Below are 22,193 nucleotides of genomic sequence, written 5' to 3' on the forward strand. Positions count from 1 at the left end.
CCAACCGAGTAGATAGAACTCCGTCGCCCCCGCGAAGGCGGGGGCCCCGCTGCCCTTTCTCCACGCCGCGAAGAAAAGCGGGATCCCCGCCTTCGCGGGGATGACGGGGTTTGATTTTGGAGCGTTGGTTTGAGGCGCGAGACAGGGAGGAGCGCCGCCTGGCGCCCTCCCGTCCTGAAACGCTTACGCCTCGACCTTGGCCGCCTCGGCAAAGTCGCGGTGGGCGAGGTAGCGCTCTGCATCGAGCGCGGCCATGCAGCCGGTGCCGGCGGCAGTGATCGCCTGGCGGTAGGTATGATCCATCACGTCGCCGCACGCGAAGACGCCCGGAATTTCGGTTTTCGGCGTGCCGGGTTCGACCAGCAGGTAACCGGTCTCGTCCATCGGCAGCTTGCCCTTGAACAGCTCAGTCGCGGGCGCATGGCCGATGGCGACGAACGCGCCGTCGGTCAGGATTTCGCTCTGCTCGCCGGTGTGCGTGTCGATCAGCGCCAGCGCGCGCAGGTCGCCGTTCTCGCCTTCCATGAAGCGCTCGACGCGCTTGTTCCACACGACCTTGATCTTCGGATTGGCGAAGAGGCGGTCCTGAAGGATCTTCTCGGCGCGCAGCGTGTCACGGCGGTGAATCAGCGTCACTTCGTCGGAGTGGTTGGTGAGGTAGAGCGCTTCCTCGACCGCGGTGTTGCCGCCGCCGATCACCACGACCTTCTTGCCGCGATAGAAGAAACCGTCGCAAGTGGCACAGGCGGAAACGCCCTTGCCCGAAAGCTCCTGCTCGCCCGGAACGCCCAGCCACTGCGCCTGAGCGCCGGTGGCGATGACCAGCGTGTCGCCTTCGTAGATGTCGCCCGAATCGCCCACGGCGCGGAACACCGGGCCTTCCAGATCGACCGAGGTGATCACGTCGTACATCATCCGCGTGCCGACATGGACGGCCTGCGCCTCCATTTCCTGCATCAGCCACGGGCCCTGAATCACTTCGCGGAAGCCGGGATAGTTCTCGACATCGGTCGTGATCGTCAGCTGACCGCCGGGCTGAAGGCCCTGCACCACGATCGGCTGCATCCCCGCGCGCGCGCCGTAGATCGCGGCGGAAAGTCCGCCGGGGCCGGAGCCGATAATGAGCATGCGGGTCTTGTGCGTGGTCGCCATTTACGAAGCCTCCGGCGTAAATCTCGTGAAAATCGTTGGGGCGCGAGATAGGGGCAAGACCCCCGGTTTGCCAAGCGTTAGGGACATCATGGAAATACTTGATCCCCGCAAATCATCGCTTCGCCGTGGTTGACGGCCCCCTCCTGTCGGCCCACGCTTGGCGGATGGACACACAACTCGGCCCCACTTCCAACCACTTCGTCTCGCAGCGCCTGCGGCTCAACTATGTCGACTGGGGCAATGTGGATGCCCCTCCGCTGATCCTGCAGCACGGCGGACGCGACCATTGCCGAAGCTGGGACTGGGTGGCCGAGGAACTGCGGCGCGACTGGCATGTGATCTGCCCTGATTTGCGCGGACACGGCGATTCCGAATGGTCGCCGGAGGGGCACTACGGCATGGACGCGATGGTCTATGACTTCGCGCAGCTGGTGCACACGCTGGGGTACGAGAAGGTGACGATCATCGCCCATTCACTGGGCGGCGGCATCGCCACGCGCTTCACCGGCCTGTTTCCGGACAAGGTGAACAAGTTCGTCAATATCGAGGGACTCGGCCCACCCCCGCATATCCGCCGCCAGATGGAGGAGCGCGGCGTGGGCGATCGGCTGCGCCAATGGATCGATGACAAGCGCAAGGCCGCCGGCCGCACCCCGCGCAAATACGCCACGCGCCGTGACGCATATGAGCGGATGAAGGAGGAGAATTCCTTCCTCACCGACGAACAGGCCCGCCACCTCACCATCCACGGCACCAACCGGAACGAGGACGGCACCTGGAGCTGGAAGTTCGACAATTACCTCAACATCTGGTCGGTTTCGGACATGCCTTCGGGCGACCTCGTCTCGCTGTGGCAGGCGATCACGTGCCCGGTATTGATGCTATGGGGAAAGAACAGCTTCTCGCAGAGCCCATCGGTCGACGGTCGGATCGACTATTTCCCGACCGCGCGCCTGGTCGAATACGACGATGCCGGACACTGGTTGCACCACGACCAGTTCGACCGCTTCATGGCGGACGTGAAGGGCTTCCTCGCGACCTGAATTTCGCAAGGGCACCAAAATCGCAATCGCGATTACCCGATCGCACCTCCTTGCGATGCTTGTATTGCTGATAATAACTATGCTTATTATCTGTGCTCTCGAGGTTTGAGGCCGAGTCTCAAGCCCGAGCCGCACGAAGGGCATAGAATCGCATGAACGCCGAAACCTCGATCAAGGCCGAAGACACAGTCGCTTCGGTTCCCCGCACGCAGCGGCGCTCTTTGCGCGCGGTGCTGATGATCGCCGGTCCGCTGATCGTGCTGGCGGGCGCCGGATGGTTCTATCTCTCCGGCGGCCGTTATGAAGAGACGGACAATGCCGCGCTGCAAACCGGCATGGTCGCGGTCAGCCCCAATGTCGCGGGCACCGTGGTCGCCATCGAGGTTCGCGAGAACGAGCATGTCCGCAAGGGGCAGGTGCTGTTCCGCATCCGCCCGACCAATTTCGCCGCCGCCGTCGATTCCGCCGAAGCCGAACTCGCGAAGGCCCAGACCGACGCCGCATCACAACGCGCCGATTATCGTGAGGCGCTGACGCAAGTTTCCACCGCCAAGGCCCGCCACGATTTCGCCGTGGGCGAAGCCGCGCGGCAGAAGTCGTTGACCGGCGAAGGCATCGCGTCTCGCGCACAGTACGAACAGGCCGCGACCGAGGCGCGCGCATCGCTGCAGGCCATCGCCGCTGCCGAGGCGCGTGTCGAAAGCCTGCGCGCCAGCCTGGCCGGGCATATCGACGGCGATACCTCCGCCCTGCCCGAAGTGCGCAAGGCCGCTGCCAAGCTGGCCCAGGCGCGCATCGACCTGGGCGATACCGAAGTGCGCGCATCGCAGGACGGCGTCGTCACCCGCGTGAACCAGCTTCAGGTCGGCAACTACGTATCGCCCGGCCGCGCGGTGTTCATGCTGACCGGCCTCAACTTCTGGGTGCAGGCGAACTTCAAGGAAGACCAGCTTCACTACATGCGCGCGGGCCAACCGGCGACCGTGACGCTGGACGCTTTCCCGGACCGCACGTTCAAGGCCCATGTCCAGAGTTTCAGCCCCGGCACCGGATCCAGCTTCTCGGTCCTGCCGGCGGAGAACGCCACCGGCAACTGGGTGAAAGTGGTGCAGCGCCTGCCGGTGCAGGTGGTGCTGGACGAACCCGCGGGCAACCTGCCGCTCGGCGCCGGCCTCTCCGCCACCGTGAAGGTCGATACCGGACACGAACGCCACCTCTTCGCCGCCGACACGACGGCAAAAACCACGCCGCAAAAGCGCTGAGGAGCGCGGGCATGCCGCCGTCCTCCGCCTATCCGTCTCCGCTGGAGCGGCTGCTGATCACCATCCCCTGCATGCTGGCATCGACGATGGTGGCGGTGGACATCACCATCGCCAACGTCGCCCTGCCGCACATGCAGGCCAGCCTCTCCGCCTCGCAGGAGCAGGTGCTGTGGGTGCTGACCAGCTACCTTGTCGCCAGCGCGATCGCCACGCCGCTCAGCGGTTGGCTGGCGGGCCGCGTGGGGCGCAAGAACGTGATGCTGTTCTCAGTGGCCGGGTTCACCCTCGCTTCGGCGCTCTGCGGATTGGCGACGGACCTCCAGACGATCATCCTTGCCCGCTTCCTGCAAGGCGCCTGCGGGGCCGGGCTGGTTCCGCTGAGTCAGGCGATCCTGCTGGACATCAACCCGCCCGAGGATCACGGCAAGGCGATGGCCATCTTCGCGCTCGGCTCGATGGCCGGGCCGATCATCGGGCCGACCTTGGGCGGCTGGCTGACCGATGCGCTGTCATGGCGCTGGGTCTTCTTCATCAACCTGCCGTTTGGCGCGCTCTCGTTCTTGGGCATGCTGGCGTTCCTGCGCCGCCGCCCCAGTCGATTGCAGACGCGGTTCGACCTGCTTGGCTTCATCCTGGTCTCGATCGCGCTGACCACCTTGCAACTGATCCTCGACCGGGGTGAGCATCTGGACTGGTTCGATTCCGGTGAGATCCGCATCTATGCGCTAATCTGCGGCATCACGACCTACCTGATGTGCGTCCACATGGCGACCGCGCGCGATACCTTCATCCGGCCCAGCCTGTTCAAGGACCGCAACTTCGCGATCGGGTCGATCTTCTCGATGATGATCGGCGTCGTGGCCTTCGCGACTATTCCGATGATCGTGGTGATGACGCAGTCGCTCCTGGGCTATTCGGCCTTGCAGGCGGGCTTCATCAGCCTGCCGCGCGCGATCGGCACGCTGACATCCATGCTGATCGTCTCGCGCGTACTGAAGTACGTGGACACGCGCGCGGTGATCGTCACCGGCCTCGTCTTGATGGGTTCCGGCATGCTGATGTATTCGCATGTCGACCTCTATGTGGATCAGCGCACGCTCGTTTTTGCGGGTCTGGTGCAGGGTCTGGGCAGCGGGATGATCTTCGTGCCGCTGTCGGTCATCGTGTTCTCCACACTGGCCCCTGCCTTGCGCAATGAGGGCGCGGCGATCTTCGCGCTCACCCGCAATGTCGGCAATGCGGTAGGCATCTCGGCGATCCAGTACGAGTACCTGCACTTCATCGCCCAATCGCGAAACGACCTTGTCCAGCACGTCCGGCCGGATAATCCGGTTTTCGCCTGGGCCCGGCCCGATTTCGACTTCGGATCGCAGCAATCGATGGCCGCGATCTATGGCGAAGTCTCCCGCCAGGCGACGATGGTGGGCGATGTCACGCTGTTCCACGTCGTGTTCCTGCTGACCCTCTGCCTGATCCCGCTCGTGATGCTGATGCGCGTGCGCCGGACACAAGTGGACACCCATACGCTGCCCATCGGGGAATGACCTTGCGCAAGACCGCCACTCTGATCCCGTTGCTTCTCTGCGTCGCCTGCACGGTGGGGCCCAACTATGCGCCCCCTGCCCCGCCTTCGACCGAGGCGGGCTATGGCGCTGCCGCCGACCGTGCGGTGCTGGGCGACGCCGCGCCGGCGGACTGGTGGAAGGCTTTCGGCAATCCCGAACTCGACGCGCTGGTGGCGAAGGCGCTTTCCGGCAACCACTCGCTGGCCGCATCGCGTGCGACATTGGAAAAGGCGCGCCAGCAGGTTGCCGCCGTCGCCGGCCGCCAGTTGCCGCAAGTCGATGCCAATGCCCGCGCGGAATACGAGCGCGTCAATCTGGCCGCCTTCGGGCTTTCCAGCGATTCGCAGTTCGGCGCGATCCCCAATCCGAAGTTCGACCTCTACACGCTGGGCGGCGGGGTGAGCTATGACCTCGACCTGTTCGGCGGCAACCGCCGGGCGCTGGAACGCGCCGCCGCACAGGCCGAAGCGGAAGAACGCGCGACGGAGGCGGCGCACCTGTTGATCGCCGGCCGCGTGGTCGATCAGGTGCTTGCCATCGCCGCTTTCAACGACAGATTGGCGACCGAACGCGCGCTGATCGCAGAGGATGAGCGCAACGTCTCGCTGACCCAGAAGCGCGACCGAGCGGGCGAAGGCACGCAAGTCGAAGTGCTGAGCGCGCAGGGCCAGCTTGCCAACGACCGGGCGGACCTGCCGGGGCTGGAGCAGCAACTGGCGGAAGGCCGCGCGATGCTGGCGGTCCTGCTGGGCATTTCGCCGCAGGAACTGGGCGAAACCGCCTTCGGGCTCGATGCCTTCGTGCTGCCGGGCAATGTGCCGGTCGCCCTGCCCTCCACGCTCGTCCACGCGCGGCCGGACATTCGCGAAGCGGAAGCGCGGCTCCATGCCGCCGTCGCCGGAGTGGGCGTAGCCACCGCCAATCTCTATCCGGACATCACACTGGGCGCGACGACCAGCCAGTCGACTTCCGAACTCGACCGGATGTTCAGCAGCAAGTTCAATGCTTTCGACATTTTCGCCGGAGTTTCCGCGCCGATCTTCCACGGAGGCACCCTGAAGGCCGAAAAGCGGGGGGCCGAGGCGGAAGCACGGGCCGCCGCGGAGCAATACCGGCAAGTGGTGACCGAGGCATTCGGTCAGGTTTCCGGTCTACTCTCCGCCCTCGGCAACAACGCCCGCGAACTCACCGCGCGGCAGACGGCGGCGGACGTGGCCGATCATTCGCTTCGCCTGTCGCGCCGCAGCTTCGAAGTGGGCAACAGCGGCGTGCTGCAGGTGCTGGATTCCAGCCGCACGTCCCAGCACGCACGCCTCTCGCTGGTCGATGCCCGCGCACGGCAGTTCCAGAACGTTGCGCGGCTCTACGCGGCGACGGCGGGCGGCTGGGTTCCTGCGGAAACCGTGGCCGCCCGATAAGTTCAGGTGAGCAAGTAGTAGCCCAGCACCACCCAGCAGGCGACGCACATCGCCACGGCAGTAATCAACGACCGAACGTCTTGCTCGTCATCCTGCTTCACGCTTCCCAGCGCCAGCCCGGGCGCGGGAATCACCATTCCGCCGACCGATTCGATGCGGCGTTCAAATCGAATAGTCTTCTCTTCAGCGACCTTCATCCACGCATCCTCTCTCGTGCGCGGGCGCGACCGGAGGGCTTTGCCCCCTGTGCTGTTCCGGATCGCCCCCGTCGGTCCCCGATCGCCCGGTCTTTTTGACCGTGACGATCCGAAGCCATCGGCTTCACGGGGCATGCTATCAGAAGGGCGCGTTCCTGCAATCTCTCTCCCACCATCCTCTCAACCCACCCCGATTGCCCCCAAACCTGCGATGGCATAGGTCCGATCGCACTTTGCCACGGACCGCCAGCCCATGACCGACCTTGCCCAGCTATCCCTCAAGCCGCGCCTGCTCTGCGACACCGAAATCGCCATGGGCCCAGGCAAAGCCGATCTGCTGGAAGCGATCCGCACGCATGGCTCGATATCGGCGGCAGCGCGGGCGATGGACATGAGCTATCGCCGCGCGTGGCTGCTCGTGGACGCGATGAATCGCTGCTGGGCCAAGCCGCTGGTGGCCACATCCCCCGGTCGCGCCGGCGGTGCGGGTGCGGTTCTGACCGACACCGGAGAGACGGTTCTGGCGCATTACCGCGCCTTTCAGCAGCACATCCGGCAGGCCGCAGACACGGCAGACCTCGCTGCCCTCTCCGCCCTGCTGCGGCAGGAACCGACCGAACCGCGCGGGCACTGAACCGCACATGAAGGCACCCTAGGCAAGACCTGAAGGACCATATACAGCCGGATACAGTTGTTTTCGGGAGGTATTCGAAGATGCTCCGGCTGCGTGCGCTGTTTCTGCCCATCCTTCTCCTGCTGGCCTCGCTCTGGACGCCTGCTTTCGCGCAGTCCGAAGGCCCGCTGGTGCTTGCCGCCGCCAGCTTGCAGGAGGCGATGAACGCCGCCGCCGATGGTTGGGCCGCCAAGGGCCATCCGCGTCCGAAGATCTCCTTCGCCGCCTCCTCCGCGCTGGCCCGCCAGATCGAGGCGGGCGCGCCGGCCGATGTCTTCGTTTCCGCCGATGAGCCTTGGATGGACGAAGTGCAGGCCAAGGGCCTTGTCCGCAAGGGCACGCGCGTGTCGTTCCTCACCAACGACCTCGTGATCGTCGCGCCGAAGAGCAAGCCGCAGCGCATCGCCATCAAGCCCGGCTTCCCGCTGGCCCGCGCGCTGGGCAATGGGCGCCTTGCCGTGGGTGATCCGGCGGCGGTCCCGGCCGGGATCTATGCAAAGCAGGCGCTGACCAAGCTGGGCGTGTGGGATTCGGTGAAGGACAACCTTGCCCCGGCCGAGAACGTGCGCGCCGCGCTGGCACTCGTTGGCCGTGGTGCCGCGCCGCTGGGCATCGTCTACGCGACCGACGCGCGCGCCGAACCGGCCGTGGTCGTTGCCGGCGTGTTCCCCGCCAACTCGCACCCGCCGATCAGCTATCCGGTCGCCGTCCTCACCGCCTCTCGCAACCGCGATGCGGAAGGCTTTCGCCGCTACCTGATCTCCGCCGAGGGCAAGGCCGTGTTCCGCAAGTTCGGCTTCGGCACGAAGTAACCGGACCACCGCGTGACCGCTCTCACGCCCGAGGAATGGGAAGTCCTGCTGCTGTCGCTGAAAGTCAGCGGCGTCGCCATGGCCTGCGCGCTGCCCCTGGCTTTCGCGCTGGCCTGGGTGCTGGCACGCTGGCGCTTTCCCGGCGCGATCATTCTCGACGCATTGGTCCACCTGCCGCTGGTGCTGCCCCCGGTGGTGACCGGCTGGTTGTTGCTGATCGCGCTGGCCCCCAATTCCACGCTCGGCCGCTTCTTCGAGAGCGCGCTGGGCCTCACTTTCATGTTCCGGTGGACCGGGGCAGCCCTTGCCGCAACGATCATGGCGCTGCCGCTGATGGTGCGCGCCATGCGCCTGTCGATCGAGGCGGTGGACCGCCGCTATGAACAGGCTGCGCGCACGTTGGGCGCCAGCCGCCTGCGCACATTTGCCACGATCACCCTGCCGCTGACGCTGCCCGGCATCCTTGCCGCGCTGGTCCTCGGCTTCGCGCGTTCGGTGGGCGAGTTCGGCGCAACGATCACTTTCGCCTCCAACATTCCGGGCGAGACGCGCACGTTGCCGCTCGCCATCTACAGCGCCTTGCAGGTTCCCGGCGCCGAATGGCAGGTGGCGCGACTGGCCGGGCTTTCGATCCTGCTGTCGCTGGGCGCGCTGGTGATTTCCGAGTGGCTGGCCCGCCGCAACCGGGCGGGAGCGATGCGCTATGTCATTTGACGTTGCGATCGGCCTCAAGCGCGGAAAGCGCCTGTTCGACTATACCTTCAGCGTCGAACAAGGCGGGCTGACGGCGCTGTTCGGTCCATCCGGCGCGGGCAAGACCACGCTGCTGGACATGATTGCCGGCCTTGTGAAGCCATCGCGCGGCCACATCGCCGTCTCTGGCGAGACGCTGTTCGATGCCGATCGCCGCATCAACCTGCCACCCGAACGCCGCCGCTGCGGCTATGTGTTCCAGGACTTGCGCCTGTTCCCGCACAAGACCGTGCGCGACAACCTGCTCTATGGCTGGCACATCGCCGCGCCCGAACATCGCTGGCTGGAACAGGAAACCGCGCTGGAGGTGCTGGGCATCGGCCATCTGCTGAAGCGGATGCCCGCCACGCTTTCCGGCGGCGAAGCGCAGCGCGTGGCGATCGGCCGCGCGCTGCTGTCCGGCCCGCGCTTTCTGCTGATGGACGAGCCCCTCGCCTCCGTCGACGCAGAACGGCGAGAGGAAATCCTGCGCGTGATCGAGCGTGTGCGCGACGAATTGCGCCTGCCGATCCTCTACGTCAGCCATGACCGGGCCGAGGTGGACCGACTGGCCGATCGCGTGATCGAGGTGCCGGCTGTGGAAACCACGACCAACACCTGATCCCATTCACTTCAGCGCCAGCGCCACCACCGTCCGGGGTCGCGCCGATGCCAGCAATTCCTGTGCGGCATCGACCAGCGGCGCGCGCCCATGGCTGTGTGCCAGCCCGCGCGTTACCTGCCGCAGTTCGTGGCAATTGAGCCAGGGATGGCCGGCGCCGTACTGGTTGGCCATCACCACGCTGATCTTGTCGAGCGCCAGCACCGCGCCCTTGTCTCCATAGCGACCGACGAAGCCATCCCGCAGCGAACGCGCGGCGTCGTTCAGTTCGGACAAGTGCTCCTGCGTGAAATCGCCGTAGTCGGCCTGAAAATCGTCCACCGTGGTGCGGCAGCGCAGGCTGGTGACCATAAGCATGATGTCCAGCCGGCGAAGCTGCTCGGCACTCTCGTCCGCCGTCTCGACCTTGCCCTTAACCTTGACCACCGCCTCGGCCTTGGCGGCGTGCGCCGGGCCGCTCAGCCCCACCGCCAGCGCGGCCACGATGCCCAGGATCGATCCGGCCAGCAGGCGGCGATCACCGCCGCGCTCCCGCCGCCGGAACTCCAGCCCATTCTTGCGTCCCCCCACGGCGACGCGCTTCATGCTCATCATCGCTTCTTCCTCCGACGCCCGGATGCCTCCGATGCAGAGGTCCGATGCATGAAGAAGCCTCTCACTCCCCCGGTTCAGAACATTTTAAAGGCTCCGGTTAAGGCCATTTTGACCATGTTTCGGCGCACCGCCCGTTGCCGCGCGGCGGCGCGGCCCTATATCTGCGGACGCTCGCGATTCACTTGCAGACAAAGGAAAAATCCCATGACCATCGCCGTTGGTGACAAGCTGCCCGACGTGAAGCTGACCAAGGCCGGCGAAAGCGGCCCGGAAGCCGTTCAGTCCGCCGATTTCTTCGCCGGCAAGAAAGTTGCACTGTTTTCGGTGCCCGGCGCGTTCACGCCCACCTGCTCTGCCAAGCACCTTCCCGGCTTCGTGGACAAGGCCGCCGACCTGAAGGCCAAGGGCATCGACGCGATCGCCTGCACCGCCGTCAACGATGCCTTCGTCATGGGCGCATGGGGCAAGGCCTCCGGCTCTGAAGACGTGGTCATGCTGGCCGATGGCAACGGCGATTTCGTGAAGGCGATCGACCTTGTGATGGACGGCACCGGCTTCGGCATGGGCCATCGCGGCCAGCGTTTCTCGATGGTGGTGAACGACGGCGTGGTCGAACAGCTGAACGTCGAAGCGCCGGGCGCTTTCGAAGTCAGCTCGGCCGACTACATGCTCGGTCAGCTGTAATTAGGCCGGCTTTGATTTCAGGCTGACGATTTGAAGAGGCGGCGTTCCCGATCGGGAGCGCCGCCTTTTTCTTGAGCATCGGTAGGGCGTTGGCTCCCGCCCGATAGCCCGCCCGGCTTGCTCCTATTCGGCCGGCGCGATAGCCTCCGCGCAAAGAGAGGAGTTTCCATGGCCCGTTCGGTTATCGTCACTGGGGGATTCGGCGTGCTCGGCAATGCCGTCGCATCCGCATTCGCCGCCAAGGGGGACAAAGTCGCCCGCATCGACTTCGCGCCTTCGGCCAGGGAGCCGCTAGCCGGCGCGCTGGACATCGGCGGAGTGGACCTGACCGATGAAGCGGCAACCCGCGCCGCGCTGGACAAGGTGGTCGCCGCGCATGGTGGCATCGACGTGCTGGTGAATGTCGCCGGCGGCTTCACCTGGGAAACGCTGGAAGGCGGATCGCTCGCGTCCTGGGCGAAGATGCAGGCGATGAACCTGACCACGGCCGCCACCATCACCCAGCTTTCGCTGCCCGCACTGAAGGCCTCTGCTGCAGGCCGCGTGATCAGCATCGGCGCCGGCGCAGCGGTCAAGGCCGGCATGGGCATGGGCGCCTATGCCGCGTCCAAGTCCGGCGTGCACCGCCTGACCGAAGCGCTGGCGGAGGAACTGGCCGGTTCCAGCGTTACCGTGAATGCGATCCTGCCCAGCATCATCGACACGCCCACCAACCGCGCGGACATGCCCGATGCGGATTTCTCGGCCTGGGTCCAGCCGCAGGCGATTGCGGATGTGATCCTGTTCCTCGCCTCCGACGCCGCGCGCGCGGTGACCGGCGCGCTGGTGCCGGTGACAAAGGGCGGTTGAGCAGCCGCGGTTGGGCAAGAGCGGAGAGCGCCAGCGACCTCCCTTCTCCATGAAATCCCGTCATCCCCGCGAAGGCGGGGATCCCGCTTGTTCTTCTTGCGGCAAGGTAGAAGGAAGCGGGCCCCCGCCTTCGCGGGGGCGACGGAGCGTACGGGCGTAGGCACAGGTTGGTTCCGCTCGGGCTTAGAGTGGGCCCGTAGCAGCCCATTACCGCCGCCGCACGTAGACGACCACGCCGTCCGCCCCTCGAAAGATCCGCTTCCACCGTGGCGAGTGCGCCAGTTCCTCCGCCAGCGGCGCATTGTGGTCTTCCTGAATAACGAACGCGACCGGGTTCCACTTGGCGATCACATCGACCAGCGGGACATAGCCGTTCTCGATCCCGCCGTTGTACTGCCATTCCTCATGGCTGTAGCGGTAGTAACGCCCGTCATAGGCCACACGCCATCTCGGCCAGCCCGCATCGATCACCGGCCCCCCGAACGGAAAGTCCGCATAAACCGTGCCGCGCAGGTTCTCCTGCTTGAGCCGCGCGATGCTCTCCAGCGGAAGGCTTGGCGCGAAGCGCGTGGGCGCCAGAAACGGCATGGCCACGGCGACCAGCGCGACAGCGGCAACGGGCAGCCAGTGAGGTGCGGCCGCCCCTCGCCCTGCCGAACTCGCCCCGCGCGCGATTACCGGCACCATGGAGAGCGCCCAGAACAGCGCAAAGCGATAGGCGAACATCGTCATCGCCAGAAGCCCCAGCGCCACCAGCACTTCGGCCGGATCGAGGCGACGGCTGCGCAGCACGATCCAAGCCGTCAGCAGCAGTACGGCCAGCACGGGTGCGGCATTGCACCAGTTCGCCGTAATCCATAGCGGGCGCCACTCGCTGGCGCCGATGGCGAGGCTCATCTCGGTATTGGTGGCGGAGATGGCCAGGATCGAGAAGCCGTCCGGCGTGGCGAACATCGCCGCCACCGCCACCAACGTCAGCACGGCGGCGGCGACCGGCAGTGGCCGGGTACGGTCACGCACCCAGCCCAGCCCGCCGACGACCGCGTAAATGCCCAGTACCAGCACGCCGATGCTCACCGAAGGGTGGAAATTCTGCCAGAGCACCAGCAGCGGCACGCCCAGCGCAATGGTCGGCAGCGGACGCAGGCGCAATTGCATCAGCGCCAACAGCAATCCGAAGCACAGCGCCGCGAAGCTCTGCGGGCGGATGCTGGCAGTCGGCAGGGCAGCGAAGAATGCAAGCGCCAGCGCGAGAGCCACGGCCGGCGCGGTCGCGCCGCGATGGCGGCAGGCGGCGGCCACGGCCCAGAACCCGCCCAGCCAGACCAGCGAATCGAAAACCCGCAGCAGCCCCCAGCCGCCCAGCGACCGCACCCAGGCCATGCTCGCCTGTGCCAGCCAGCCTACCGCCGGCAGCGGCTCGCCCAGATGGAGCGCCGCGAAAGGCTCACGCGCGATCGGGCCGCCGTGGGCAAGGATGATCTCGCCCAGCTTCAGTTGCCAGAAGATGTCCACGTCCCAGACGCTGCGCAGCAGCAGCACGCAGAGCATTACCGCGGGAACCAGCGCGGCTCCATATCGCAGCAGACGGGCGCCCTGCCCTTCGACGCTATCGTTGAAACCGCTCAAACTTCCCCCGGCGCGGCGCGAATGGTGCCGCCACGCCTCCATCGCCGCAGGCTGGGGGGCGGTTCAAGCCCCCCGGCAACGCGGAAACGGGGATAAGCGTCCGTTTGGAAATTCGCAAAACGCGAATTTCTCGGCGCCGGCCAGAATGCCCGAACGGGTATTCTGCAAACAGCGCGTCAGTAGCCCATCAGGCTCAGCACTTCCTTGCGACTGCGCTCGTCCTCAAGGAACGTGCCCATCATGCGGCTGGTGATCATGCTGACGCCAGGCGTACGCACGCCGCGCGCGGACATGCAGGCATGACTCGCCTCGATCACGACGGCAACGCCGTGCGGCTTCAGGTGCGTCCAGATGCATTCCGCCACTTCGGCGGTCAGGCGTTCCTGGATCTGCAAGCGGCGCGCAAAGCCCTGCAGCACGCGGGCCAGCTTGGAGATGCCGACGACATGGTTGCGCGGCAGATAGGCGATCGCCGCCTTGCCGATGATCGGCGCCATGTGGTGTTCGCAGTGCGACTGGAACGGAATATCCTTCAGCAGCACGACTTCGTCGTACCCGCCTACTTCCTCGAACACGCGGCTGAGGTGGATGGCCGGATCCTCGCCATAACCCTGGCAATATTCCTTCCACGCGCGCGCCACGCGCTTGGGTGTGTCCAGCAGCCCTTCACGCTCCGGATCGTCGCCCGACCAGCGGATCAGCGTGCGGATCGCTTCCTGCACGTCTTCCGGCACCGCAGGCTTCTTTTCGAAAGGGCTGTCCTCGTCGGGACCGACCAGGCTGCTCATCCCTTGATACTCCTTCGCAATCTTTCCTGTAGGCGCAGCCGCATGAGCTGCCCCTTGCGGCGGAACAGACCGCGCCGCTCGATCGGCTCGAACATCTCCCCGGGTCGTTCCGGGTCGAGCAGAGCGCTTTCCCCCAGCGCTCTTTCAGCATCGGAGAGATGTTTCAAGGGCAAGCGTTCGAGATGTTTGCCCACCGGCACAAGGCTTTCGATCATCTGTGCCATCGAATCGTAACGATCCAGCGCCTCCACGATCACCTCCTCGGTCTTGCCGCAGTGTTCGGCCAGCAATCGAATGCGCAGCGCGCGGATCGCCGGAACCACATGCGCGTTGGCCGGCCGGGCGGCATCGATGAACACGTCGCACTCCGAATCGAGGCCCATCGAACGGTTGTTCATGTTGGCCGATCCCACGCGCAGGATCTCGTCATCGACGATCAGCAGCTTGGCATGGACGTAGATCGGCGTGCCGTCGGCCGCACGCGGGTGGAAGATGTGGAAACGCCCCGCATGATCGGCATTCTGCAGCGTCTTCACCAGTTCGACGCGCGCGGTGTCCATCGCCACCTGCTCCAGCCAGCCACTGGCAGTGAGCGGATTGATGATCACGAATTCGGGCGGGTCGGGCTCCAGCAGCCGCTCGGCAATCGCCTCCGCAATCGCGCGCGAGGCGAAATACTGCGTCTCGGCATAGACGAAGTGCTTCGCGCGCCGGATCTGATCGACGAAAAGCTGCTCTATCTCCGCCACTTGCGAGCAGCCATCATATTCCGCGCGCGTGCGGGCGATGCCGATCTCCACATTCTCGAACTCGGCGACGAGGCCTTGCGGCCAGGGTACGAAGTCCTGCGGCGCGCAGGGCACGATTTCGCCGCCGCCCGCCGCCCGCCAGCGTGCGTGCCCCAGATCGGCCAGCGACTTGGCGATGTCGCCCTCCATCACCATCGTCAGGTCGTGCCATGGACCATAGAGCCGGCCGCTGGGCTTGCGCCGACGCTGGTCGTGCGGAAGATGCTCCGGCGTGTCCCAACGGTCGGACGTCATGTCGATGCCACCGCAGGCCGCGAAGACATCGTCGATCACCACGATCTTCTGGTGATGGCTGCATCCGATCGGATGGGCGCCGTCGAAGCGGAAATGAATGCGATCGCGAAAGGCCCAGCGGATCAGGTCGATCACCATGGTGCCGCGAAACAGCGACTTCAGCAGCGACACGTTCCACTTCAGCAGCAGGATTTCCAGCCGCGGCTGCGAATGCACCAGCCATATGATGAAGGAACCCAGTCGCGCCGGAAACCGCTCCTTCCGCCCGCCCTGCCACCAGCGGCGGCCGGCGGTAAGCAGGATGCGCGAATCGAAATCCCAGCCGATCAGGAATATTCGCTGCTGCGCCGAATCCATGACTTCGCGGATCACGGAGAAATAAGCGGCCGCATCGATCACCACATGCGCCCGGCGCGCCATCGCATAGCGCCAGACAGACGGGGAGACCGGTGGCTCCTCCGTCTCCTTCAGAATTTCACTTTCCAATGCATCCACCCGTTCGATCGGCCGCAACCCGTGTGTGCCTAGCGAACAAGAGCGCAACATGTTCCGCAGGGCAAGCCATCGACAAATGAAGCCCTTCGGGTCGGTTCATCGCACGCAGCCACCGAAACGGCGGATTTCGGGCCGATTCATCGCAAGTCGAAGGCACTCGGGCGGTTGATCAGGCACCGTTCACCCGCCATTCCGTTACATGCATGCAGACAAGCATGCCTTTCACGCCCGCTCTTTCCCACGTGCAATGGCACGCGGAGCGGGTTCCGGCCTTGGGTCGGTTCGAATTGTCCGGGTCGTCAACATTCCGGACCTGTTTTTGAGAGCCCTCACGCGTTTGGGGGCTGCGTGTCGGTCGCCGTTGGGTCGGCTTCCGCATCGAGAAGGAGTTACGCCATGAAGAAATCGCTGATCGCCGCCGCGCTGGCCCCCGTTCTGGCCGCAACGCTCGCTCCCGCCGCCGTGATGGCACAGGCGGCACCTGCGGCCGCTGCAAGCCCGACCGCCGGTGCAAAGGTCTACGATGCCGAAGGCAACGACGTAGGCACGATCGAAACCGTTCAGGGCGACGTGGTGACCGTCAACACCGGTACCGCGCGCGCGGGCCTGCCCAAGTCGGCCTTCGTCGCCCGCGACAAGGGCCTGACCATCGGCATGACCAAGTCGCAGCTGGAAGCCGCCGTTCAAGGCGCACAGGCCAAGACGGGTGAGGCGCTTGCCGCTGCCCTGGTCGCAGATGCGCCCATCAAGAGCAGCGATGGCGTCGTGCTCGGCACCGTCAGCAAGGTCGAAGGCGACAATGTCACCGTGGCTTTGCAGAGCGGTTCGGCCGTTGCGCTGAAGAAGAACACCATCGGGCTCGGCGCGGACGGCGCGCTCGCGATCGGCGTGACCGCCGCGCAGTTCAACGCATCCGTCCAGGGCGCCACCGGCGGAGCCACCGGCAAGTAATTGCCACGGCGGGTCATTCTCGCCCGAACATGCACACGAAGGCCCGGGAATCGTCATGGCGTTTCCGGGCCTTTTTCTATTTCCGGCCAAAGTCCTTGCCTTGCGCGAAGGCATTGGCCCATTAGGGCGCCAGCCCGTCGCACGGTTCCGGTGCGGCGAATCCCCCCGTTCTGCCTGCCATGATCGGAACCGAATTGACTCCGCTGGAGCGCCTCCGCACCTTCCAGAAGTCGGCCGCTGACTTCGACTTGTCCCTCAACATGGCGCGCCGGCGCGCCGCGACGATGATCGGCGCGATTTCGCTGGGCATCGTCGCCATCGTCTTCGCTTGGATGGGCGATCTGGCACAGAAGATATTCACGCAGTTCCAGGCGCAGCATCGTTTCGCGCCGCTGGTGCTTACCCCGCTGGTCTTCATGGCCACGGTGGCGATCACCCGGCGCTGGGCGCCGGCCGCCAAAGGCTCCGGCATTCCCCAGGTGATGGCGGCCGGGAAACACCTTGAACTCGCGCCATCGCAGCTGCTTGCCCTACCCACCGCCATTACCAAGCTGCTGCTGACCACGGTCATGCTGCTGGCCGGGGCATCGGTGGGGCGCGAGGGGCCGACCGTGCAGGTGGCCGCAGCGATCATGGTGACATGCCACCGCGTGCTTCGCGTGCCGATCTCTGCCGGCGTGCTGATCGCGGGGGGCGCCGCCGGCGTTGCCGCCGCCTTCAACACCCCGCTGGCCGGCGTTGCTTTCGCGATCGAGGAACTGGCCGCCGCGTTCGAGCAGAAAGTGGCCGTGCTGGTCATGGCGGCAGTGGTCATCTCCGGCCTCGTCAGTCTGGCCGTGGCGGGGGACTACGTCTATTTCGGCGCGATGCGGCAGACGCTGGGCGTCACTTCCGTGCTCGTCATCACGCCCGTTGCCGGCATCACGGGCGGTGCGCTGGGCGGCCTGTTCTCACGCACGCTGCTGGCCTTCGCACGCAGTTCGCATCCGATCTTCCTTGCGGCGCGGGGACGCCCGGTCGCGCTGGCCTGCATTTGCGGGCTGATTGTGGCGATCATCGGCGTGCTGACCGGATCGACCTGGGGCACAGGCTACCAAACCACGCGGCATATGATCGAAGGGACCGGCGGTCCTTCGCCCTGGTTCGGGCCGGCCAAGTTCCTGGCCACGGCGGCCACGGCCGTTTCGGGCGCGCCTGGCGGCATCTTCGCCCCCTCGCTTTCGGTCGGCGCGGGTCTGGGACAATTGCTGTCCTTCGGCTTTCCCGACGATCCGGCCCCGGCCATCGTGCTGCTCGGCATGGTGGGCTATTTCGTGGGCGTGGTGCGCGCGCCGCTGACCGCCGTGATCATCCTGATGGAAACGACCGCCAGCCGCGGCATGATCGTGCCCCTGTTCCTGACCGCGATCATAGCCGACGCCGTCAGCACGCTGGTATGCAAGGAAAAGCTCTACCACGGCCTCTCGCGAGGATTCGCGCCGGCTCCCCATGCGAAAGAAGCGACTCCGGGCCCCTGAGGTGTTCGCGCCAACGCGCAGATACGAAAAACCCCGCTTGGCCGAACGCCTTGCGGGGTTTTTCGTGCTTAGTGGCAAATGGCGCGCCCGGAACGATTCGAACGTCCGACCCTCAGATTCGTAGTCTGATGCTCTATCCAGCTGAGCTACGGGCGCGCAGATTGCCCTATGTATATGGGCCGAAGAGTTCTGAAACCCCTCGAAAGAAAATGGCGCGCCCGGAACGATTCGAACGTCCGACCCTCAGATTCGTAGTCTGATGCTCTATCCAGCTGAGCTACGGGCGCGTGCCAATTTCAGTCCAACCAAGGCCGTTTTCCCCGAAGGGAAAGTGGCGCGCCCGGAACGATTCGAACGTCCGACCCTCAGATTCGTAGTCTGATGCTCTATCCAGCTGAGCTACGGGCGCGTTGGAGTGGCGCCAATAGAAAGGGATCCGCCCCCCGTCAACGCCTATATCGCACTTTGGCGAAGGAATTTGCACAAGGCGTCCGCCAGCGGGTAATCGAGCGGCGGCATTGCCAGGGTTTCCACCGCTTCCGGCGCATACCAGCCCAGCGCCTCCGCCTCATGCGGGTGCGGCTCGCCCTGCCATTCGCGGCAGGCGTAAAGAAGTATGACAAGGGACCGGGTGCCCGTGCCCGTGCCCATGCCCGTCCGCCCGCTGGCAAAGCTTACAGGCTCCAACGAAGCCAGGCTCAGGTCCAGCCCAAGCTCCTCCTCCAACTCGCGCACGGCCGCATGTTCCGGATTCTCTCCGGGTTCGACCTTTCCTCCGGGGAATTCCCAGAGCCCTCCATGCATGCTGGACTGCGGGCGCTGCTGCATGAGAACGCGCCCGTCCGCGCGAAGCAGCGCCACGGCAACGACGACCAGCGGTGTAAAAGAATTTTCCAGCTTGAATGCCCTTCTTAGGAACTCGTTAACGCAAAGCCGGCATTTTCGCATCATTCGGGCGAATTGCAGGGTTGCTCATGTCTATCCGATCGGTCTGTATTCGTATTGTTAAAGAAACAACCGCGGCAACTGCAGTAGAATACTGCGTTATTCTCGCCGTAATCGTACTCGCAATGATGGTAGCTCTGCGAGGTGTCGCCAATGAGACGATCGGACTTTGGAATAACATTTCCTCAAAATCGGCAGAGGCAATTTCCTCCAATTAAGTCCAACGCAAACTTAAGCATTTTTCAACACTTCAACCCTAGAAGCGAAATTGTCCCAAGCGCTGAAGCGAGACGCCAGGCGGGAAGGACCGGGTACAGAAGACTGCTTTACATCAGGAGACATACCATGAAGTTTCTCGCCAAGCTGCGTCGCAACGAAGAAGGCGCCACCGCTATCGAATACGGCCTGATCGCCGCTCTGATCGCCGTTGCCGCTATCGCCGCCCTGCAGGGCATGGGCTCGCAGCTCACCTCGACCTTCAACAAGACCTCGTCGGCCATGGGCACCACCACCGGCAGCTAAGAGGCTTTCGAGCTAAACGGTTCGGGGCGGCAGGGAAACCTGCCGCCCTTTTCCGTTTCAGGGCCCCGCGCCTATTCCCGGATCCACGAAAATCTGCGGAAAGCCGCGGTCAGTACGTGACGATCTTCACCTTCTGCCCGGCGGCCAACCGATCCCCGGCCTGCAAGCCGTTCAGCACCAGGAAACGCTCCAACCGCCCATCGGGATAGGCCATGCGCGCGGCGAGCGATTGCGAAGTGTCGCCAGCCTTGACGGTCACGACCCGCAGCACCCGTGGCCGTACCTGGCCCGCTTCCGCAGCGGAAAGCCGCCGCATGCTCCGGAACATCGGATTGAACGCGCCGACGCCGCCTACCCGAGTCATCGCCAGGAAGTGATACGCATTGCCGCCGCCGAAATCGTAGGCGAAGACGGCGACTTCCACCTGACCGCTCGACACCTGAACGCGGGCGACGCCATAAGCCGCCGACAGGCCGTTCACGGTGGCACGCTCCACGCCGTCAGGCCGGATCTGCGCCTGCCCCTTTTCGGTCAGCCCGGCGAAGACGCCATCGATATACGATTCCAGGCTTGCCCCGATGCGGCCTCCGCCGAACTGCGCCTTGCCCGATTGCCCGCTGATCGAAACCGACTGCGTTCCGTTGACCATGTAGAAGCCGGCCGGAACCTCGAACGTCAGCTTCAGGTCGGGATGGGTGAAACGCACGCCATCGATCACACCCTGGTGCGGATCGTCGCCGTAGACCAGCCCGTCGACCCGCGCGAGGAACACGTCGCGATTCGTCGTGCCCGATGGCGCCGTGCCTGCCAGTGCCTGCGCGTCGCGCACGCGGGAGGCCGGATCGGGGTGCGTGGACGCCCATTCCGGCACCCGCGCCGAACTTCCGTTCAGCTGGGCCTCCAGCGCATTCTGCCGCGCCAGGCTTTCCAGCACCGTGGCCATCGCGCGCGGATCGTAGCCGGCCCGCTTGAGGTAGGTAACCCCCAGCCGATCCGCCTCCAGCTCCTGCGTGCGCGAATATTGCAGCGTCAGCATCTGCGTCCCCTGCGACGCGACCTGCTGGCCGAGTTGACCCAATGCACTGTCACCCAGCAGGACGCCGGAGAGAATCGACCCAAGCACGCCCAGTATCTGGTTGCGATTCGCCGCCTGCTTCCGCTTGGCCGAATGGCGCGCGGCGACGTGGCCGACTTCATGACCCAGCACGCCGGCCAGTTCGGCCTCGTTGTTCATCAACGCGGTGAGCTGCCGGGTAACGTAGATATAGCCGCCGGGAATCGCGAAAGCATTGTTCACTGAAGAATTGAGCAGCGTGACCGTGAAATCGCCCTTTGCGTTCGAAAGGCCGGACTGGACGGCGATGTTCTTGCCTACCTGCTCGACATAAGCTGCCTGCGGGCCACTCACCGCGCCGCCGAATTCCGCCAGAAGATCGGGATGGGCCTTGGCGCCCTGCGCCTTATCTGCCTGGCTGATCGCGCTGACCGTCGGATAGGCAGTTGCCGCAGTGGCGATGCCGACGCTGCTGGGCGCCGCCGCCGCTCCCAGCACCATACCCAGCACCATCGCGACGGGCGGAGCCGCGCGCCTGCCACGCCCGGCGGTTCTTACGGACATGTCTTCTCCCTTCGCACCGTCTTCCTGACGGTAACTTGGGCAGACAAGCCCTTGTTCCGCAAGACCGCTCCAGAGCGTTTTCTAATCAGGTGGAATCACCTGATGACTCGGAAAACGCGGAAAACCAAAATCCTAGAGCAGTTGATCCGATGCAATCGGATCAACTGCTCTAGCTGCGCTTCGCCAGCGGGTGCCGCGCATTGACCAGTGCCACCAGCCGCGCGCTGTCCACATGGGTGTAGATCTGCGTCGTGGCGATGTCCGCATGGCCGAGCAGCGTCTGCAGCACGCGCAAGTCCGCGCCGCCTTCCAGCAAGTGCGTGGCGAACGCATGGCGCAGAACGTGGGGAGAGACCCGCTGGGGATCGAGGCCCGCCCGCCCGGCCAGTTCGCGCAGCAACTGGAACAGGCGTACCCGGGTGAGATGCCCGCTCTCCCCCCGTGACGGAAAGAGATGCCGCGAACCGCCCTGACGAACCGCCAGCCAGCGCGAGAGCACCGCCCTCGCCCGCGTGCTGACCGGAACCATCCGCTGTTGGCCGCCCTTGCCGGTGACATGCAGGAAAGGAGCATCGCGCGGCACTGCCGTCACCGGCAGAGACACCAGTTCGCTGGCACGCAGGCCCGACCCGTAAAGCAGTTCCAGCAGAGCCAGCAGGCGCACCGCTTCGGGACGCTCCGCCGCCGCTTCCTCCTCCGCCCGCGCCAGAAAGCGCTCAACCTCCTCATGCGAGAGTAGTCGTGGCAGCGGCCGCCGCGTGACCGGGCGCGGCAACGAGGGAGACGGATCATCCTCCCGCAGCCCTTCGTCGACCAGAAATCCGTAGAACTGGCGCAAGGCCGAGCAACGGCGGGCCAGCGTCGCCGGGGAGACATCGCTCCACGCCTCGCCCAATCCGGCCAGCGCCGCGCCATCCGCCGCTACGAGATCCCCGATCTCGTCCGCCGCCGCATCCAGATCGCGGCGATAGGCAGCCAGCGTGTTGAGCGCCGCGCCGCGTTCCGCCGCAAGCATCGTCAGGAATCGTCCGGCCGCCCCAGATCCAGACGCCCCTGCAGACGCCCCCCGTGCGGGCATCCCG

22 protein-coding genes and 3 tRNA genes are annotated in these 22,193 nt (G+C 65.3%); 13 read left to right on the plus strand and 12 right to left on the minus strand.

Going from position 1 to position 22,193, the window contains the following annotated elements; all coding sequences use genetic code 11:
• Positions 1-183: 183 nt before the first annotated feature.
• Positions 184-1,152, minus strand: coding sequence for a thioredoxin-disulfide reductase (gene trxB / locus WBP07_RS07320; RefSeq protein ID WP_395395166.1), 969 nt, complete (start codon positions 1,150-1,152; stop codon positions 184-186).
• A 164-nt stretch (positions 1,153-1,316) separates the two neighbouring features.
• Here trxB and WBP07_RS07325 point away from each other — a divergent pair, with 164 nt between their 5' ends.
• From WBP07_RS07325 to WBP07_RS07340, 4 genes are all read left to right on the plus strand, one after another.
• Positions 1,317-2,195, plus strand: coding sequence for an alpha/beta fold hydrolase (locus tag WBP07_RS07325; protein ID WP_395395167.1), 879 nt, complete (start codon positions 1,317-1,319; stop codon positions 2,193-2,195).
• Between the two features lie 152 nt (positions 2,196-2,347).
• Positions 2,348-3,457, plus strand: a complete 1,110-nt coding sequence (locus WBP07_RS07330; RefSeq protein ID WP_395395168.1) for an HlyD family secretion protein — start codon at positions 2,348-2,350, stop codon at positions 3,455-3,457.
• An 11-nt stretch (positions 3,458-3,468) separates the two neighbouring features.
• Positions 3,469-5,001, plus strand: coding sequence for a DHA2 family efflux MFS transporter permease subunit (locus WBP07_RS07335; RefSeq protein WP_395395169.1), 1,533 nt, complete (start codon positions 3,469-3,471; stop codon positions 4,999-5,001).
• Positions 4,998-6,440 (plus strand): efflux transporter outer membrane subunit, encoded by a 1,443-nt coding sequence (locus WBP07_RS07340; RefSeq protein ID WP_395395170.1) that lies wholly within the window; start codon positions 4,998-5,000, stop codon positions 6,438-6,440. The genes WBP07_RS07335 and WBP07_RS07340 overlap by 4 nt, the downstream gene beginning before the upstream one ends.
• 2 nt (positions 6,441-6,442) lie before the next feature.
• Here the strand turns inward: WBP07_RS07340 and WBP07_RS07345 are convergent, their stop codons facing one another.
• Positions 6,443-6,637, minus strand: a complete 195-nt coding sequence (locus WBP07_RS07345; RefSeq protein ID WP_395395171.1) for a hypothetical protein — start codon at positions 6,635-6,637, stop codon at positions 6,443-6,445.
• Between the two features lie 253 nt (positions 6,638-6,890).
• Between WBP07_RS07345 and WBP07_RS07350 the strand changes: the two genes are divergently transcribed.
• The 4 genes from WBP07_RS07350 (at position 6,891) to WBP07_RS07365 (ending at position 9,476) form a co-directional block, all read left to right on the plus strand.
• Complete coding sequence (locus tag WBP07_RS07350) at positions 6,891-7,271, plus strand: winged helix-turn-helix domain-containing protein (RefSeq protein WP_395395173.1); 381 nt, start codon at positions 6,891-6,893, stop codon at positions 7,269-7,271.
• A gap of 80 nt (positions 7,272-7,351) precedes the next feature.
• Positions 7,352-8,122, plus strand: a complete 771-nt coding sequence (gene modA, locus WBP07_RS07355) for a molybdate ABC transporter substrate-binding protein (RefSeq protein ID WP_395395174.1) — start codon at positions 7,352-7,354, stop codon at positions 8,120-8,122.
• A gap of 12 nt (positions 8,123-8,134) precedes the next feature.
• A complete protein-coding gene (gene modB / locus WBP07_RS07360) occupies positions 8,135-8,836 on the plus strand; it encodes a molybdate ABC transporter permease subunit (RefSeq protein WP_395395175.1) in 702 nt (233 codons plus the stop codon).
• Positions 8,826-9,476, plus strand: a complete 651-nt coding sequence (locus tag WBP07_RS07365; RefSeq protein ID WP_395395176.1) for a molybdenum ABC transporter ATP-binding protein — start codon at positions 8,826-8,828, stop codon at positions 9,474-9,476. Before modB ends, WBP07_RS07365 begins: the two co-directional genes overlap by 11 nt.
• 6 nt (positions 9,477-9,482) lie before the next feature.
• Here WBP07_RS07365 and WBP07_RS07370 read toward each other — a convergent pair whose 3' ends face one another.
• On the minus strand, positions 9,483-10,070 hold the full coding sequence (locus WBP07_RS07370) for an S-adenosyl-L-homocysteine hydrolase (protein WP_395395178.1): 588 nt from the start codon (positions 10,068-10,070) through the stop codon (positions 9,483-9,485).
• A gap of 204 nt (positions 10,071-10,274) precedes the next feature.
• On the opposite strand from WBP07_RS07370, the gene WBP07_RS07375 reads away from it, so the two are divergent.
• Positions 10,275-10,754, plus strand: a complete 480-nt coding sequence (locus WBP07_RS07375) for a peroxiredoxin (RefSeq protein WP_395395179.1) — start codon at positions 10,275-10,277, stop codon at positions 10,752-10,754.
• Positions 10,755-10,922: 168 nt separating this feature from the next.
• Entirely contained in the window at positions 10,923-11,603 is a 681-nt protein-coding gene (locus WBP07_RS07380; RefSeq protein ID WP_395395181.1) for an SDR family NAD(P)-dependent oxidoreductase, read from the plus strand.
• 207 nt (positions 11,604-11,810) lie between these two features.
• On the opposite strand, the gene WBP07_RS07385 is transcribed toward WBP07_RS07380, so the two are convergent.
• The 3 genes from WBP07_RS07385 to WBP07_RS07395 form a co-directional block, all read right to left on the minus strand.
• Positions 11,811-13,232, minus strand: a complete 1,422-nt coding sequence (locus WBP07_RS07385) for a hypothetical protein (protein WP_395395182.1) — start codon at positions 13,230-13,232, stop codon at positions 11,811-11,813.
• A 176-nt stretch (positions 13,233-13,408) separates the two neighbouring features.
• A complete protein-coding gene (folE, locus tag WBP07_RS07390) occupies positions 13,409-14,020 on the minus strand; it encodes a GTP cyclohydrolase I FolE (protein ID WP_395395183.1) in 612 nt (203 codons plus the stop codon).
• Positions 14,017-15,549: a phospholipase D-like domain-containing protein gene (locus WBP07_RS07395; protein WP_395395185.1), complete on the minus strand. Its 1,533-nt coding sequence runs from the start codon at positions 15,547-15,549 to the stop codon at positions 14,017-14,019. Before WBP07_RS07395 ends, folE begins: the two co-directional genes overlap by 4 nt.
• Positions 15,550-15,954: 405 nt before the next feature.
• Between WBP07_RS07395 and WBP07_RS07400 the strand changes: the two genes are divergently transcribed.
• Together WBP07_RS07400 and WBP07_RS07405 are read left to right on the plus strand one after the other, a co-directional pair.
• Positions 15,955-16,509 (plus strand): hypothetical protein, encoded by a 555-nt coding sequence (locus tag WBP07_RS07400; protein WP_395395186.1) that lies wholly within the window; start codon positions 15,955-15,957, stop codon positions 16,507-16,509.
• A gap of 179 nt (positions 16,510-16,688) precedes the next feature.
• A complete protein-coding gene (locus tag WBP07_RS07405) occupies positions 16,689-18,026 on the plus strand; it encodes a chloride channel protein (RefSeq protein ID WP_395395187.1) in 1,338 nt (445 codons plus the stop codon).
• A 79-nt stretch (positions 18,027-18,105) separates the two neighbouring features.
• Here the strand turns inward: WBP07_RS07405 and WBP07_RS07410 are convergent.
• From WBP07_RS07410 to WBP07_RS07425, 4 genes are all read right to left on the minus strand, one after another.
• A tRNA-Arg gene (locus WBP07_RS07410) sits at positions 18,106-18,182 on the minus strand.
• A gap of 54 nt (positions 18,183-18,236) precedes the next feature.
• Positions 18,237-18,313 (minus strand) — tRNA-Arg (locus tag WBP07_RS07415).
• 45 nt (positions 18,314-18,358) lie between these two features.
• Positions 18,359-18,435: transfer RNA gene (locus WBP07_RS07420), tRNA-Arg, on the minus strand.
• Between the two features lie 44 nt (positions 18,436-18,479).
• A complete protein-coding gene (locus WBP07_RS07425) occupies positions 18,480-18,902 on the minus strand; it encodes an NUDIX domain-containing protein (protein WP_395395750.1) in 423 nt (140 codons plus the stop codon).
• 414 nt (positions 18,903-19,316) lie between these two features.
• Here WBP07_RS07425 and WBP07_RS07430 point away from each other — a divergent pair, with 414 nt between their 5' ends.
• Positions 19,317-19,493 (plus strand): Flp family type IVb pilin, encoded by a 177-nt coding sequence (locus WBP07_RS07430; RefSeq protein WP_395395188.1) that lies wholly within the window; start codon positions 19,317-19,319, stop codon positions 19,491-19,493.
• Positions 19,494-19,602: 109 nt separating this feature from the next.
• On the opposite strand, the gene WBP07_RS07435 is transcribed toward WBP07_RS07430, so the two are convergent.
• Both WBP07_RS07435 and WBP07_RS07440 read right to left on the minus strand, forming a co-directional pair.
• Positions 19,603-21,111, minus strand: coding sequence for a M48 family metalloprotease (locus WBP07_RS07435; protein WP_395395189.1), 1,509 nt, complete (start codon positions 21,109-21,111; stop codon positions 19,603-19,605).
• A gap of 169 nt (positions 21,112-21,280) precedes the next feature.
• Entirely contained in the window at positions 21,281-22,189 is a 909-nt protein-coding gene (locus WBP07_RS07440; protein ID WP_395395190.1) for a tyrosine recombinase, read from the minus strand.
• Between the last annotated feature and the right edge of the window lie 4 nt (positions 22,190-22,193).

The organism is Novosphingobium oxfordense, from assembly GCF_044029435.1.
Taxonomy (GTDB): Bacteria; Pseudomonadota; Alphaproteobacteria; order Sphingomonadales; family Sphingomonadaceae; genus Novosphingobium.

Coding starts and splice junctions, on each gene's coding strand:
- WBP07_RS07370 (WP_395395178.1), bottom strand. CDS start 10,070: ATGATGAGCATGAAGCGCGTCGCCGTGGGGGGACGCAAGAATGGGCTG.
- WBP07_RS07365 (WP_395395176.1), top strand. CDS start 8,826: ATGTCATTTGACGTTGCGATCGGCCTCAAGCGCGGAAAGCGCCTGTTC.
- WBP07_RS07440 (WP_395395190.1), bottom strand. CDS start 22,189: ATGCCCGCACGGGGGGCGTCTGCAGGGGCGTCTGGATCTGGGGCGGCC.
- WBP07_RS07330 (WP_395395168.1), top strand. CDS start 2,348: ATGAACGCCGAAACCTCGATCAAGGCCGAAGACACAGTCGCTTCGGTT.
- WBP07_RS07350 (WP_395395173.1), top strand. CDS start 6,891: ATGACCGACCTTGCCCAGCTATCCCTCAAGCCGCGCCTGCTCTGCGAC.
- WBP07_RS07375 (WP_395395179.1), top strand. CDS start 10,275: ATGACCATCGCCGTTGGTGACAAGCTGCCCGACGTGAAGCTGACCAAG.
- WBP07_RS07430 (WP_395395188.1), top strand. CDS start 19,317: ATGAAGTTTCTCGCCAAGCTGCGTCGCAACGAAGAAGGCGCCACCGCT.
- WBP07_RS07335 (WP_395395169.1), top strand. CDS start 3,469: ATGCCGCCGTCCTCCGCCTATCCGTCTCCGCTGGAGCGGCTGCTGATC.
- WBP07_RS07380 (WP_395395181.1), top strand. CDS start 10,923: ATGGCCCGTTCGGTTATCGTCACTGGGGGATTCGGCGTGCTCGGCAAT.
- modA (WP_395395174.1), top strand. CDS start 7,352: ATGCTCCGGCTGCGTGCGCTGTTTCTGCCCATCCTTCTCCTGCTGGCC.
- trxB (WP_395395166.1), bottom strand. CDS start 1,152: ATGGCGACCACGCACAAGACCCGCATGCTCATTATCGGCTCCGGCCCC.
- folE (WP_395395183.1), bottom strand. CDS start 14,020: ATGAGCAGCCTGGTCGGTCCCGACGAGGACAGCCCTTTCGAAAAGAAG.
- WBP07_RS07345 (WP_395395171.1), bottom strand. CDS start 6,637: ATGAAGGTCGCTGAAGAGAAGACTATTCGATTTGAACGCCGCATCGAA.
- WBP07_RS07400 (WP_395395186.1), top strand. CDS start 15,955: ATGAAGAAATCGCTGATCGCCGCCGCGCTGGCCCCCGTTCTGGCCGCA.
- WBP07_RS07340 (WP_395395170.1), top strand. CDS start 4,998: ATGACCTTGCGCAAGACCGCCACTCTGATCCCGTTGCTTCTCTGCGTC.
- WBP07_RS07325 (WP_395395167.1), top strand. CDS start 1,317: ATGGACACACAACTCGGCCCCACTTCCAACCACTTCGTCTCGCAGCGC.
- WBP07_RS07405 (WP_395395187.1), top strand. CDS start 16,689: ATGATCGGAACCGAATTGACTCCGCTGGAGCGCCTCCGCACCTTCCAG.
- WBP07_RS07435 (WP_395395189.1), bottom strand. CDS start 21,111: ATGTCCGTAAGAACCGCCGGGCGTGGCAGGCGCGCGGCTCCGCCCGTC.